This window comes from Glycomyces endophyticus (assembly GCF_039531525.1).
Taxonomy (GTDB): domain Bacteria; phylum Actinomycetota; class Actinomycetes; order Mycobacteriales; family Micromonosporaceae; genus Glycomyces; species Glycomyces endophyticus.
In genome coordinates this window covers 79761-94168 of record NZ_BAAAQF010000022.1, presented here as the reverse complement: position 1 = coordinate 94168, position 14408 = coordinate 79761, and the positions used below count along the sequence as shown (strand labels likewise).

Below are 14408 nucleotides of genomic sequence, written 5' to 3'. Positions count from 1 at the left end.
GCCATGTCTCGATTCATAGGGAATTGCGGCGGAACGCGGAACGCGGAACGCGGAACGCGGAACGCGCGCGAGCGCAGGCGCGGTGGCGCGGTGGCGCGGTGGCGCGGTGGCGCAAGGGCAGGATTCGCCGAGGAGTACTCGCAACGCGCATGAAGGGCTAAAGGTTGTACGACCGTCCCTAGCCCCCACCCACCCAGAAGGGGACCGTAGCCGCCAGTTTTGCCCGCAGGTACGACAGAACACCGGGGTCGCGGGCGCATTGTCACCCGGACGGGTGGCGTGGCGTCGGCCATACCAGGCGTGCGAGATTTATCGAACACCCGTTTGAGGTTGCATCGGGCCCGAGGTTCGGTAAGTTGATCTTGATACACATGTTCGACACAGCACGGGGGTTCTGGTGGCGACGACGGTCGCGGCCGCATTGGCCGCTGAGCTCGGGCTGCGCACAGGCGCGAACCTGCGCCGCGCCGCCGCGGGCACCGACAACGCGCCTGCGGCGCCGGGCCGGGCAGCGCGGCAGCCGCCGGGCCGGACCGAGGACCGGCTACCGGGGCACGCCGAGCGCCAGTCGGTCATCGGAACGCCGAAGACCATCCTGCCGGTCACCTCCGACATTTCCGGGCTCCTCCCCCACGGCGGACTCGCAACAGTGACAGCGATCACGGCCGGGCGCCTCGGGGCGACCTCGCTCCTGTGGCGGCTCCTGGCCGGCCCGACCGGGGCCGGGGCGTGGTGCGCGCTGGTCGGGCTGCCGCGCGTCTACCCGCTCGCCGCGACCGCCGCAGGGGTCGACCTCGGGCGGGTGGCGCTGGTCGACCCGGGGCCGCGCGCCGCCGAGGCGGCCGGGGCGCTGGCCGAGGGCGTCGCCGCGATCGTCGTCCCCAGCGAGGCTCTGAGCCCCGCGCAGGCGCGGCGCCTGGCCGCGCGAGCCCGCGGCAGCGGCACCTCCATCGTGTGGTGGGAGACCCGGCCCGTGGCCGGTGCCGACGCCCGGCTCCAGGTGGCTCGGGCCCACTGGAAGGGCCTGCGCGAGAACGCCGGGCGCCGCTGGGGCGCCGGGCGGCTCGACGCCTGTGAACTCGAGGTCGCCTCGCGCTGGCGCTCCGGCGGCGTCCGCCGGGCCTCGATCTGGCCGTACGGCGGCAGACCGCCCGAACACGTCCTCGACCTCCGCGACCGCCCTGCCGAAGCGAGTGCCGTCGAACCGGGCGGCGACAGGACCGGCGAGGAGGCCGTCGTCCGGCACGGCAGGACCGGCGCGGTCGTGGACTTGCGCCCGCGCGCCATCGGGCCCGACGGCGATGCTGCTCCGTTCGGCGGGGCCCGGACCCTCGATGACGCCGGCGGCCCGGTTCCCTCCGTGACCCGGATCGCCGGAGGTGAGGGGCCGTGAACGCCCGTGTGCGCCGGGCCCCGAGCCGCGTCCTGGTGATGCGGCTGGTCGACTGGGACGGCGAGGACGCCGCCGCGTTCGAACCGGTCCTGGCGGCCCTCGACCTGCTCACGCCGTACGTCGAGGTCCTCGAGCCGGGCTGCGCGGCCGTGCCGCTGCGCGCCGGGGCCGGCGACGAGGGGCTGTTCTGCGAGCGGCTCATCGACACCGTCTCCGGCCTGGTCGACCAGGACTGCCTCACCGGGGTCGCCGACGGCCTCTTCGCGGCGGTCCTGGCCGCCCGCGGCGGCCGGATCGTGCCGCCCGGCGGCGACGCCGCGTTCCTCGCCGCATGCGACATCGGCGACCTCCAGGCCACCGGTCTGGTCGGCGCCGAGACCTGTGAGACCCTGCGCCACCTGGGCATCGACACGATCGGGAAGTTCCGGGAGCTGCCGCCGCAGCCGGTGGCCGAGCGGTTCGGCGCGCCCGTGCGGCGGGCCCAGCTCCTCGCGGCCGGGCGCTTCTCCCGCCCGCTCGTCCCGCGCCCGGCAGTGCCCGAACTCGCCGTCACCGAGACCCCCGAGACCCCGTACGCCACGGTCGAGCACGCCGTCTTCGCCGCCCGGCCCCTCGCCGAGCGGCTGCTGCGGGTCCTCGACGAACGCAACCTCGCCTGCACCCGCGTCACCGTCACCGCCCGCACCGGCAGCGGCCTGGAGCGTCGCCGCACCTGGCAGATCGATCCCGCCATCAGCGCCGCCGACCTCGCCCGCCGCGTCCGCTGGCAGCTGGAGGGCTGGCTCGCGGCCGGCCCGCTCGTCCACGGCGGCGACGAGGACGCGGGCGCCGTCACCTCCCTCGAACTCGCCCCCGGCGGCCTGGTCGGCCTCGTCGCCGCCGGACGCGGCCTGTGGGGCGAGAAGACCGCCGCTGCCGTCAGAGCCGAAGCGGCCCTTCGGCACACGCAGAGCCTGCTCGGACCCGAGGCCGTCCGCATCGCGGGGTCCTCCGACGGCCGCGACCTCGACGAGCGGTACGCCAGCGCGGCCTGGGAGGTCGAGCCGGCCCCGCCGCCGCCGTCGGGGCCGTGGCCGGGCGGGCTGCCGGATCCGCTGCCGCAGCTCACCGGCACCGGGCAGGACGTGGAGGTCCTGGACGCGGCGGGCGCGGTCGTGGCGGTGTCGGCGCGCGGCGATTTGTCGGCGACGCCGGCGCTGGTCGCGCTGGGCGGCAGGCGGATCCGGATCGCGGCGTGGGCGGGGCCGTGGCCGGTGGCCGAGCGGTGGTGGAGCGCGGACGCGCGGCGGTACGCGCGGCTCCAGGTGGAGCTCGCCGACGGGAGCTTCGCGCTGCTGGCCCGCGAGGACGGCCGGTGGCGGGCGGTGGGCTGGTATGACTGACTACGCCGAGCTGCACTGCCATTCGCACTACTCGTTCGCCGACGGCGCCGACTCCCCCGCCGTCCTCGTGGCCGAGGCCGAGCGGCTCGGGCTGCGCGGCCTCGCCATCACCGACCACGACGGCCTGTACGCGGTGTCGCAGTTCGCCACGGCCGCGAGGGGGGCGGGCCTGCCGACGGTGTTCGGGGCGGAGCTGGGCCTGGACATGCCGCGGGCGCGGCGGGGCCAGGCGGACCCGGCCGGGACGCACCTGGTGGTGCTGGCGCGGGACCCGGGCGGGTACCGGGGGCTGTCGCGGGCGATCACGGAGGCGAAGCTCGCGGGCGGCGAGAAGGACCTGCCCCGGTATCGGATCGAGTCGCTGGCCGCGCATGCGGGCGGGCGCTGGCAGGTGCTCACCGGGTGCCGCAAGGGCCCGCTGCACGCGGCGCTGGACGCGGGCGGGCCCGCCGCGGCCGAGCGGGAGCTGCGGGCGCTGGTCGACCTGTTCGGTCCCGGGTGCGTCGCGGTGGAGCTGACCTGCCACGACCTGCCCGGGGACGTCGAGCGGATGGAGGCCCTGTCGGCGGTGGCGCGGCGCTGCGGGGTGCCGGTGGTGGCGACGAACAACGTGCACTTCGCGTCTCCGGCGCGGGCGAGGGCGGCGGCGGCGCTGGCGGCGATCCGGGCGCGGACCACGCTCGACCAGGCCGATCCGTACCTGCCGGCGAACGCGGGGGCGCACCTGCGCTCGGGTGGGGAGATGGCGCTGCGGTTCGCGGACTTCCCTGCGGCGGTTGAGGAGTCGGTGAGGATCGCGGCCGAGTGCGCGTTCGACCTGGAGCTGCTGCGGCCGCGGCTGCCGCGCTTCCCGGTTCCGGAGGGCCACGACGACCTGTCGGCGCTGGCGGCGCTGGTGGTGGCGGGGGCGCGGGGGCGGTACGGGGACCCGTACGACCCGGCGCTGCGGGCGGCGTGGGGGCAGCTCGACAAGGAGATGCGGGTGATCGGGGGGCTGGGGTTCGAGGGGTACTTCCTGATCGTGGCCGACATCGTGCGCTTCTGCCGGGAGCAGGACATCCTGTGCCAGGGAAGGGGTTCGGCGGCCAACAGCGCGGTCTGCTACGCCCTGGGGATCACCAATGTGGACCCGGTCGGGTTCGGGCTGCTGTTCGAGCGGTTCCTGTCGGCCGACCGGGACGGCCCGCCGGACATCGACGTGGACATCGAGTCCGGGCGCCGCGAGGAGGTCATCCAGTACGTCTACGGGAAGTACGGGCGGGACCGGGCGGCGCTGGTGGCGAACGTGGTGACGTACCGGCCGCGCTCGGCGGTGCGCGACGCGGCGAAGGCCCTGGGGTACGGGCACGACCAGGCCACGGCGTGGTCGAAGCGCCTGCACCGCTGGAGCGGGCTCGATCCTGAGGAGGCGCAGGACATCCCGGCCGACGTCCAGGCCCTCGCCGCCGAGCTGCGCGACATGCCGCAGCACCTGGGCATCCACCCGGGCGGGATGGTGCTCACCGAGGAGCCGGTGAGCCAGATCGTGCCCGTGGAGCCGGCGCGGATGGCCGACCGGACGGTCCTCCAGTGGGACAAGGAGGACTGCGCCGACGCCGGCCTCGTCAAGTTCGACCTGCTGGGTCTGGGGATGCTGGAGGCCCTGCACCGCATGGTCGACCTGGTGGCGGACTTCCACGGCGCGCGGGTCGACCTCGCGCACCTGCCGCCCGAGGACGAGGCGGTGTTCGCGATGCTCCGCCGCGCCGACACCGTCGGGGTGTTCCAGGTCGAGTCGCGGGCGCAGATGGCGACCCTGCCGCGGTTGCAGCCCGAGAACTTCCGCGACCTGGTGGCGGAGGTGGCGCTCATCCGGCCGGGCCCGATCCAGGGCGGCGCGGTCCACCCGTACCTGCGGCGGCGGCACGGGGAGCCGTGGCGCGACCAGGTGCCCGAGATCCTGCACCCGGTGCTGGAGAAGACGTACGGGGTGCCGCTGTTCCAGGAGCAGCTCATGCAGATCGCGATCGTCGCCGCGGGGTTCGACGGCGGCGAGGCCGACCGGCTGCGCCGGGCCATGGGCGCCAAGCGGTCCGCCGAGCGCATGGAGGAGCTGAAGGCGCGCCTGTACGCGGGCATGCGGGAGCGGGGCATCGGCGGGGAGGCCGCCGACCGGATCTACGAGCAGTTGAAGTCGTTCGCGGACTTCGGGTTCCCCGAGTCGCACGCGGCCTCGTTCGCGCACCTGGTGTGGTCCTCGTCGTGGCTGAAGTGCCATTACCCGGCGGCGTTCTACGCGGGGCTGCTGGCGAGCCAGCCGATGGGGTTCTACTCCCCCGCGTCGCTGGTCGCCGACGCGCAGCGGCACGGCATCGCGGTGCTGGCCCCGGACGTGAACGCGAGCGGGGAGGTCGCCTCGCTGATCGCGGCCGACCGGGCGTGCGAGCCGCCGCTGCACGGGGTCGCGGACCTGCGGCTGGGCCTGGACAACGTCAAGGGCCTGGGGGCCGGGCCCGCCGGGCGGATCACGGCCGCGCGGGATGCGGACGGCCCGTTCACGTCCCTGGCCGACCTGGCGCGGCGGGCCGGGCTGGGTCAGGGGGCGCTGGAGCGGCTGGCGGTCGCCGGGGCGCTCGGGAGCCTGGAGCCGGACCGGCGGCGGGCGCTGTGGACGGCCGGGACGGTGGACGAGCGGCCCGGCACGATCGCGGGGACGGGCCCCGCGGCGCCGCCGCCGACGCTGCCGGGGATGAGCGCGACCGAGCTCGCGCGCGCCGACTACACGGGTCTGGGCCTATCGGTCGAGATGCACCCGATGGAGTTCGCGCGCGCCGCGCTCGACGCCGACGGGGTGCTGCCCGCGAAGCGCCTGCCGCACATGAAGGACGGCAAGCGGGTCGAGATCGCCGGGATCGTCACCCACCGCCAGCGCCCGTCGACGGCGAAGGGGGCGACGTTCCTGAGCCTGGAGGACGAGACGGGGATCGCGAACGTGGTGTGCTCGCAGGGGCTGTGGAAGCGGTGGCAGTCGGTGGCGACGGTCGCGAAGGCGCTGCGGGTCAAGGGGACGGTGGAGAAGGCCGTGGACGCGCACGCGAGCACGATGCCGATGATCGTGGCGTACAAGCTGGTGGAGCTGGACTTGAGCAGTCCGGCGGCGCCGTCGCGCGACTTCCGGTGAGCGGGTGCCGGCGCGGTTCAGAAGTGGGTGGCGATGCCGAAGGCGCGGCGCAGGTGCGCCATGTCCTGCCGGTCGCGGTCGGTCGGTTCGTAGCCCTGGTGGAAGTGGTTCTGCTGGGCGGCGGAGAGGCAGGGGACGGCGGTGCCGCCGATGGCGCCGGTGGTGAAGGCGTCGGCCGGGTAGTGGAAGGGCGCGTCGGGGTCGAAGGAGGACTGGTCGGCGCTGCCGTCGGGGCCGAACACGAGGGGGTGCAGGTCGATCTCGGGGCCGTCGGGGGCGGTCATGACGAAGCGGACGGGCCGCCAGTCGAGGGTCTCGGTGTAGCCGAGGTCCTGGAGGAGGGCGGTGAGGGCGTCCTCGTGCGCGGCGCGGTGCATGAGGTCGAGGTCGCGGTGGGGGCGGGTCTGCTCGCCGAGGAGGGCGTCGATGCCCCAGCCGCCGCCGATCCACACGTCGATGCCGTTGCGGCGCATGGCGTCGAGGAGGGCGAGCACCTGGTGGGCGTTCATGCGGGGTCCGCGAGGACGGCGTCGAGGGTGCGGCGCTGGGAGCCGTCGTGGTCGTAGTCGCCAGCGGTCACGATGAGCGCCTTCCAGAGCGTCCAGGCACGGGCGCGCGCCCAGGTGCCGTCGTCGAGGCCGACGGCGTCGCGGAAGGCGCGGCGCGCGTCGCCGGTGAAGTGGGTCCAGGCGATCTGGAGGTCGCAGGCGGGGTCGCCGGTGCCGCAGGTGCCGAAGTCGATGAGCGCCGAGAGGCGCCCGCCGGAGGCGAGGAGGTTGCCCGAGGCGATGTCGCCGTGGAACCACACGGGCCGGCCCTGCCACACGGTGGTCATGCCCGCGGCCCAGACCGCTTCGCACGCTTCGGTGTCGACCTCGCTGGCGAGGGTCCGGAGGGCGTCCTGGACCTGGTCGGCGTAGGCGCTGGGGTGGCAGCCGCGGTAGAAGGAGTGGTGTCCGGCGGCGGGGCCGTCGCCGAGGGGTGCGGCGCGCAGGGCGGTGAGGGCGGCGCCGAGGTCGCGGGCGAGGCGCTCCTGGTCGAGGCCGGGCGCGTCCTGGACGGCGGTGCCGTCGAGCCAGCGCCGGATCGACCACGGGTGGGGGTAGTCCTCGGTCGGTTTCCCGGTGGCGACGGGTTCGGGGACGGGGAGCGGGAGGTGGCGGGCGAGGGCGGGGAGGACGCGGTCCTCTTTGGCGACGGCGAGGGCGTAGACGGGGCCGGTGGGGAGGCGGACGGTGAGTTCGTCGCCGAGGCGGAAGGTGCGGTTGTCCCAGCCTTGGCGTGCGACGGGTGCGACGGGGAGGCCGGCCCACTGCGGGAACTGCGCGGCGACGAGGTCGCGGGCGAGGTCGGCGGTGGGTTCGGTCATGGGTCTCCTCGGGGTCGCGGCGGGGCGCACGGCCGTGAGTGTAGATCGGCCCGTGCGCCCGGCGCGAGTGCTTTACCCGGCGGCGATGCGCATGTAGTCGCTGCCGAAGGCGTCGTCGACCTCGGAGGGGTCGAGTCCGTAGCCGAGGAGGGAGTGCTCGTGGCGGCGCACGCCGTCGCGGCCGCCGCCTTGGCCGGTGCGGGTGAGCTGCTCTTCGAGGCGGGCCTCGTCGTCGGGTCCCCAGGGGAGGTCGAGCTGGCCGAAGAGTTCGGGGACGGCGGAGTGGGGGGAGCCGGTGAGGCGGTGGTACTTGACGTCGATGAAGCGGCCGGGCTGGCCGGCGGCGGCGCGGACCTGGCGGCACTGCTCCATGCCGGAGGCGAGTTCGCGGAGCCAGGTGCGTCCGATCTCCTGCGGGTCGACGGCGCCGCGTTTGAGGTGGATGCTGTACAGGCTCTCCACCATGGAGCACAGGGACGACATGACGGTGGTCGGGTCGCGGTGGGTGAGGACGATCTGGGCGTCGGGGAAGACGCGGAGGATCGAGTCGAGGTTGAAGATGTTGCCGGGGTGCTTGAGGACCCAGCGCTGCTTGGGGCGTCCGGCCTGGAGGACCTGGAGGGCGTCGCGCACGAACCGGAAGTCGGTGTCGCGGTCGTAGGAGGTGCGGTACCAGTCGAGGTAGCCGGGGAGGGGGGCGACGGTGGTGTGGAAGGTCGCGTGGAACTTCAGCCAGTAGTCCTCTTCGGGCCATTCGGCGTTGGTGGGGTGGATGGAGGTCCAGGACTTCGACAGGAGGAGGGTCATGTCGAGGCGCTTCTGGGTGGCGCGGATGCGGCGGCGGCGCTCCTCGGGGGAGGGTTCGAGGCCGAGGTAGTACATCTCCCACAGGTAGGGGGCGCGGGCGGAGTCGGAGCCGGCGATGATGTGCTGCGCGAGCGTGGTGGCGGTGCGGGGCAGGCCGAGGACGAAGATGGGGCGTTCGACGACCTCGTCGCGGACCTGGGGGTGCTCGGTCTGGAGGCGGCGGACGGTGAGGAGGTTCGCGATGCGGGCCTCGACCATGTCCTTGGCGGAGCGCCAGCCGACGCCGGAGAGGTCGGGGGTGCGGGCCCAGCAGTGGAGGAGGAACCGGAGGCTCTCCATGATCTCGGCGTCCTCGTCGGAGAGGGCGAGGCCGGCGGTGCCGGTGTCCTTGCGGGCCTTGGCGTGCATCTTGTCGAACAGCGCGTCGACCTTGCGGGTGCTGCCCGATTCGGACCGGCGCTGGCCTTCCATCAGGACGTTGAGGACGCCGAGCATCTGTGTGGTGCGCTGCAAGAGAGGTCTCCTTGGTGACGAATCGTCCGCTCCTCGGTGGGCCACACCATACCGCCGTCCGAGGAGTGGTCGCGATTCAGGTTCGACCGCTATGCAATGGCCTGTGCCGCTTCGTGGTCGCGGAGTGCTTGCGCCGCTTCTGCGGCGGTCTGGGCGCGGAAGCCGTCGGCGCCGAGGGCGAGGACGGATTCGAGGGCCCGGCGGTGGGCTTCGGCGAGGGCGTCGGCCGCGGCGGCGGGGACGTCGGGGACGACGCCGGTGCCCTCCCAGTTGCCGCCGGAGAGGGGGCTGACGGAGCGGGCGGTGGGGATGGTGACCTCCAGGTGGGTGTCCACTTTGAAGCCCTGGCGGGGGTGGGCGCCGCCGCGGGTGCGCTCGCCGACGACGGTGGCGCGGCCGCGCTCCTGGAGGTCGAAGCTGAGGGCTTCACCGCCGGAGAAGGTGGTGGCGCTGGTGAGGACCCACACGGGCTTGTCGGGGCCGAAGGTGGGGCCGGGGACGTGGGAGGTCCACAGCTGCTGGAGGTCGGCGGGGTCGCGGTGGGCCATGCCGGAGAGCTGCACGGGTTCGGTGCCGGTGAGGTGGCTGGCGACCCAGGCGACCATGGTGGGGTCGCCGCCGAGGCATTCGCGCAGGTCGATGATGAGGGCGTCGGTGGCGGCGAGGAGGCGCAGGGCCGCGGAGACGCGGGGTTCGGCGACGGACGGCGGGAACAGGAGCGGGGCGATCGCGAGGAGGCCGACGTTCCCGGGGAGGCGCTGCGCGTTCGCGACGCCGCCGCAGGTGAGGTCGCTCCACTCGGCCATCTGGCGCAGCTGGGTCTCCTCGTCGTCGTGGGTGTCCGCGAGCGGGGCCTCGCTGTGCTTGAGGCGCAGGTGGAGGTCGCCGTTGACGGACTGGAGGTCGGCGGTGACGAGATCGGCGAGGCGGGCCTGGTCGGCGCCCTCGTAGCGGCCTTCGGCGGCGCGGGCGGCGAGGACGGCGCCGAGTTCGGCGGCGACGTCGGGGAAGACGTAGTGCTCGTCGAGGAGTTTCGCGATCTGGGGGATGACGGACATCAGGACCTCCTGGTGGCGGGTGATACCGAGAAGTGAACCACCGATTTGACAAAGTGTCCAGAGTTCTGGACACTTATTTTCATGGACGACTCCGAACCGCTGAAGATCGCGACCCCGCAGCAGTACCGGGCCCTGGGGCACCCCGCCCGCCACCGGCTGCTCTTCGCGCTCGGGGAGCGGCCCGCGACCCTGAGCGGCCTCGCGGCCGAGCTCGGGATCAGCAAGGGCAGCGCCGGGCACCACCTGAAGATCCTGCGCGAGGCCGGCCTCGTCGACCTCGACGAGACCCGGCAGGTGCGCGGCGGCACCGAGCAGTACTTCAAGCGGGCCTTCCGCAAGCTCCACTACGACACCGGCGAGACCACCAGGATCGCCCTCGCGGCCGTCGCCGACGACCTCCTCACCGACGACGACGACCCGCTGCTGCACCTGCGCCACGTCCGCCTCACCGAGGCCCAGGCCAGGCAGCTGCGCGGCACCCTCGAGACCCTGGTCGAAGACCTCGAGAACCAGGAGGGCGAGGCCCGCTACGGCGTCGTCGTGGGCCTGTACCGACCGGGCCGGCCCTGACCGCTCCCCCGCGTACCGACGTATTGACATTTATTAATAGGAAGGTTTACTGTCAGTACGGGAGGACCACATGAGAAGACCGCGATTGCTCGCATCCCTGCTCGCCGCCGCGGCGGTGGCGCTGGCCGGGGCGCTGACCGCCTCGCCCGCGCAGGCCGCCAACCTGCTGACCGACCCCGGGTTCGAGTCCGGGTCGGTGTCGCCCTGGACCTGCGACGGGGGCCAGGTCGTGTCCTCGCCGGTGCGCTCGGGGACCAAGGCGCTCAAGGGGACCGCCGGCGCCGCCTCGACCGGGCGGTGCGCGCTCACCGTCTCGGTGCAGCCCGGCAGCACGTACACGCTCAGCGCGTGGGTGCGCGGCTCCTACGTGTACCTCGGCGCGACGGGGGGCGGGTCGACCTGGACCGGGTCGCCCGCGTCGTACGCGCAGCTGAGCACCAGCTTCACCACCGGCGCGGCGCAGACGACCGCCGAGGTCTACGTCCACGGCTGGTACGGGCAGGGCGACTTCTGGGTCGACGACGTCGTCGTGGACGGCCCGCCCGGCGGGGGCGAGGGCCAGGTGCCCGGCGCGCCCGGGTCGCCGCGCGTCTCGCAGACGACCGAGACGAGCGTGACCCTGGCCTGGAACGCCGCCTCGGGGCAGGTCGACGGGTACACCGTGCGCCGGGCCGGCGCCGCGGACGTCGCGGCCACCGGGACGGGCGCGACGATCAGCGGCCTCGCCGCCTGCACCACCTACGAGTTCACCGTGGCCGCGAGGAACGCCGAGGGCGAGGGCCCCGCCGCCGCGGTGACCGCCCGGACCGCGGGCTGCACCGGCTCGGGCCTCGCCGACAAGGCCCTCATCGGCTACCTGCACACCAGCTTCGCGAACGGCTCGGGTTACCTGCGCCTCGACGACGTGCCGTCCGAATGGGACGTCGTCAACCTCGCGTTCGGCGAGCCGACCACCCCGACCTCCGGCGACATCCGGTTCTCGCTGTGCCCGGCCGCCGAGTGCCCCGGCGTGGAGACCAAGACCGAGTTCATCGCCGCGATCGACCGCAAGCAGGCCGAGGGCAAGAAGGTCCTGCTCTCGATCGGCGGCCAGAACGGCCTCGTGCAGCTGACCACGACGGCCGCACGGGACGCGTTCGTGAACTCGGTGGGCGCCATCATCGACGAGTACGGGCTCGACGGCCTCGACGTCGACCTCGAAGGCCACTCGCTGTACTTCAACGCCGGCGACAGCGACTTCCGCAACCCGACCACGCCCGTCATCGTCAACCTCATCTCGGCGCTCAAGTCGCTCACGGCCGAGTACGGCGACGACTTCGTGCTCTCGATGGCGCCCGAGACGTTCTTCGTGCAGGTCGGCCACCAGTTCTACGGCGGCACTAGCGCCGGCGACAACCGCACCGGCTCCTACCTGCCGGTCATCCACGCCCTGCGCGACGAGCTCGACGTCCTCCACGTGCAGGACTACAACTCCGGGCCCGTCATGGGCCTCGACGGCCAGTACCACAACATGGGCGGCGCGGACTTCCACATCGCCATGACCGACATGCTCAAGGCCGGGTTCCAGGTCGCCAACACGGGTCGGTTCTTCCCGGGCCTGCGCGAGGACCAGATCGCGTTCGGCCTCCCGGCGGCCGTGAGCGCCGGCAACGGGTACACCCAGCCCGCCCAAGTCCACCAGGCGCTCGACTGCCTGACCTCGGGCGCGAACTGCGGCGGATACACCCTCCGCGGCGGGGCCTCGCCGGGCCTGCGCGGCCTGATGACCTGGTCGATCAACTGGGACGAGTACTACGGGTGGGAGTTCATGGAGCACCACCGCCCGTACCTGGACGCACTCTGAGGGATCCGAGAAAGGGGCCGGGCCCGACCGCGAGAGGCGGTCGGGCCCGGCCCGCGTCGTCGGGTCAGTGCGCGGCGAGCGCCGGCGCCTGGCCGTCGACCACGGGCTTGCGCACCAGGAACGAGGCGGCCACGGCGATGACGGCCATGCCCGCGCCCCACAGGAACGCGGTGTGGATGCCGTCGGCCTGGGCGGCGATCGCGTTCGCACCGCCCTCCAGGCTCGCGGTCGTGCCGGTGGTCATCAGCGTGATGAACACGGCCGTGCCGGCCGCGCCCGCGACCTGCTGGAGCGTGGTGAGGACGGCGCTGCCGTGCGAGTACAGCTCCATCTTCAGCGATCCCAGCGAGGAGGTCATGAGCGGCGTCATGAGCAGGCTCAGCGAGAGGCTCATGAGGACGTGGATGACGACGACGAACCACACCGGGCTGGCCTGGTCGAGCAGCGTCAGCAGCGCCAGCGCGCCGAACACGCCGAACGAACCGGGTATGACCAGCGGGCGCGGGCCCAGTTTGTCGTAGAGGCGCCCGATCGTGGGGCCGGTCAGGCCCATCGCGAGGCCGCCGGGGAGGACCACCAGGCCGGTCTGGAACGTGGTGAGCTCCAGGACGTTCTGCAGGTACATGGGCAGCAGGATGAGCGAGCCGAACAGCGCGGCCATCGACACCAGCAGCATGACCACGCCGACGGTGAACGAGCGGCTGCGGAACACCCGCAGGTCCAGCAGGGCCGAGTCGGTGCGCTGGAGCCGCAGCTGCCGGAGCACGAACAGGGCCATAGCGACCGCCCCCGCGGCGATCGTCGCGTACGGCGGCACCGGGGGGTGCGCGCCGGCCGCGGCCTCGCCGATGGAGCTGAGGCCGTAGATGATGCCGCTGAACGCCACCGCGGACAGCAGCGCCGAGAGCAGGTCGAACCGCACCGGGCGGGTCTCGCCGAGGTTCTGGATCTTGAACGCGCCCAGCACGAGGCCGAGGACGGCGATGGGCAGCACCGACAGGAACATCCAGTGCCAGGACAGCTGGGCGAGGATGAACCCGGAGAAGGTGGGGCCGACCGCCGGGGCGACGGCGATGACGATGGTGATGAACCCGATGGTGCGCCCGCGCCGGTCGGCGGGAACGAAGGTCATCACGGTCGTCATCAGCAGCGGCAGCATGACGGCGGTGCCGCTGGCCTGGATGACGCGGGCCGCGACGAGGACGCCGAAGACCGGCGCCGACGCGGCGAGGATGGTGCCGACGGTGAACAGGGTCATCGCGGCGATGAACACCGTGCGCGTGGTGAACCGCTGGAGGATGAGGCCGGTCATCGGGATCACGACGGCCATGGTGAGCATGAATCCGGTGGTGAGCCACTGGACGGTGGCCGCGGTCAGGCTGAACTGCTCCATGAGTTCGGGGAGGGCGACGCCCATGATGGTCTCGTTCAGGATCATCACGAACGCGGCCACGAGGAGGACGCCGAGGACCAGTTTGATCTGGGCCGGGACGCCTTCCGAGGCGGGGGTCTCGACCGCCTCGGGTGTGCCGGCCGCTTCTGGTGTGTCGGCCGGTCGCTGGTCAACGCTCATGGGGGGATCCTTCGGGTGTTGTGGAACTCCCGGTGCCGACGGGGCCCCGCTGTGGTGACGGCGGGTACGCACCGGAAGTGTCAGTGACTGTCAATCATTGCAGTTGCTACCATCCCTTGCATGGCCGCCGGTACCAGTCTGCGAGAAGTGTCACGCCGGGCCGTGCAGTCCCGGATCGCACGGACCGCCGAGTCGCTGTTCGTCGCCAAGGGCTTCGAGGAGACCACGGTCGACGAGATCGCTGCGGCCGTGGGGATGTCGCAGCGGAGCTTCTTCCGGTACTTCGCCTCGAAGGACGAGGTCGTGCTCGACAGCCTGGCGCGGCTGGGCGAGGACCTCGCGGAGCGGCTGGCCGCGCGGCCGCCGGGCGAGCCCGAGTGGGACTCGCTGCGGCGGGCGTTCGACCCCGTCGTCGAGCGCTTCGGCGACCCAGTATCGCGCGGCCACGACGCCGCGATCCAGCGAATTATCGACGGCAGCCCGCGGCTCCTCGCGTCCTACCTGTGCCGCCTGGAGCACCTTCAGCGGATGCTCACCGAGGCGCTGCGCGAGCGGGCCGGGGACGACGCCGACCCGGTGGTGCTGCGCGCGATGGTCGGCGGCGCGTTCGCGTGCCTCCACGCGTCGGCGTTCCCCGTCGTCGACGACCCGGACGCGTTCGGGCCGTGCCTGGACCGGACGATGGCCGCTCTGCGGCCCGGCGCCGCCCGCTGATCGGCCCCGGTTTGCGCTGAACGCCC

The 14408-nt window shown here is 73.3% G+C and carries 11 protein-coding genes; 6 read left to right on the top strand and 5 right to left on the bottom strand.

The window, feature by feature from the left end; genetic code table 11:
- Window positions 1-397: 397 nt before the first annotated feature.
- From ABD419_RS21120 to ABD419_RS21110, 3 genes are read left to right on the top strand one after another with little or no spacing between them, the layout of a single operon-like run.
- Window positions 398-1393, top strand: coding sequence for a hypothetical protein (locus ABD419_RS21120; protein ID WP_344490743.1), 996 nt, complete (start codon window positions 398-400; stop codon window positions 1391-1393).
- Entirely contained in the window at window positions 1390-2775 is a 1386-nt protein-coding gene (locus tag ABD419_RS21115; protein WP_344490740.1) for a DNA polymerase Y family protein, read from the top strand. Before ABD419_RS21120 ends, ABD419_RS21115 begins: the two co-directional genes overlap by 4 nt.
- Window positions 2768-5935, top strand: coding sequence for an error-prone DNA polymerase (locus ABD419_RS21110; protein WP_344490737.1), 3168 nt, complete (start codon window positions 2768-2770; stop codon window positions 5933-5935). Before ABD419_RS21115 ends, ABD419_RS21110 begins: the two co-directional genes overlap by 8 nt.
- 17 nt (window positions 5936-5952) lie before the next feature.
- On the opposite strand, the gene ABD419_RS21105 is transcribed toward ABD419_RS21110, so the two are convergent.
- The 4 genes from ABD419_RS21105 to ABD419_RS21090 form a co-directional block, all read right to left on the bottom strand.
- The gene (locus tag ABD419_RS21105) at window positions 5953-6444 is read right to left on the bottom strand and encodes a nucleotidyltransferase domain-containing protein (protein ID WP_344490734.1); all 492 of its coding nucleotides are present in this window, start codon (window positions 6442-6444) and stop codon (window positions 5953-5955) included.
- Window positions 6441-7304, bottom strand: coding sequence for an aminoglycoside phosphotransferase family protein (locus tag ABD419_RS21100; RefSeq protein ID WP_344490731.1), 864 nt, complete (start codon window positions 7302-7304; stop codon window positions 6441-6443). The genes ABD419_RS21105 and ABD419_RS21100 overlap by 4 nt, the downstream gene beginning before the upstream one ends.
- A 72-nt stretch (window positions 7305-7376) precedes the next feature.
- Window positions 7377-8624, bottom strand: a complete 1248-nt coding sequence (locus tag ABD419_RS21095; RefSeq protein ID WP_344490728.1) for a sulfotransferase family protein — start codon at window positions 8622-8624, stop codon at window positions 7377-7379.
- 89 nt (window positions 8625-8713) lie between these two features.
- Complete coding sequence (locus tag ABD419_RS21090) at window positions 8714-9682, bottom strand: S41 family peptidase (protein WP_344490725.1); 969 nt, start codon at window positions 9680-9682, stop codon at window positions 8714-8716.
- Window positions 9683-9763: 81 nt separating this feature from the next.
- Between ABD419_RS21090 and ABD419_RS21085 the strand changes: the two genes are divergently transcribed.
- Window positions 9764-10252 (top strand): ArsR/SmtB family transcription factor, encoded by a 489-nt coding sequence (locus ABD419_RS21085; protein WP_344490722.1) that lies wholly within the window; start codon window positions 9764-9766, stop codon window positions 10250-10252.
- Between the two features lie 70 nt (window positions 10253-10322).
- Window positions 10323-12095, top strand: coding sequence for a chitinase (locus ABD419_RS21080; RefSeq protein WP_344490719.1), 1773 nt, complete (start codon window positions 10323-10325; stop codon window positions 12093-12095).
- A 64-nt stretch (window positions 12096-12159) separates the two neighbouring features.
- Here the strand turns inward: ABD419_RS21080 and ABD419_RS21075 are convergent, their stop codons facing one another.
- Window positions 12160-13668, bottom strand: a complete 1509-nt coding sequence (locus tag ABD419_RS21075; RefSeq protein WP_344490716.1) for an MDR family MFS transporter — start codon at window positions 13666-13668, stop codon at window positions 12160-12162.
- Window positions 13669-13830: 162 nt separating this feature from the next.
- Between ABD419_RS21075 and ABD419_RS21070 the strand changes: the two genes are divergently transcribed.
- Window positions 13831-14382, top strand: a complete 552-nt coding sequence (locus ABD419_RS21070; protein WP_344490714.1) for a TetR/AcrR family transcriptional regulator — start codon at window positions 13831-13833, stop codon at window positions 14380-14382.
- Window positions 14383-14408 lie beyond the last annotated feature (26 nt).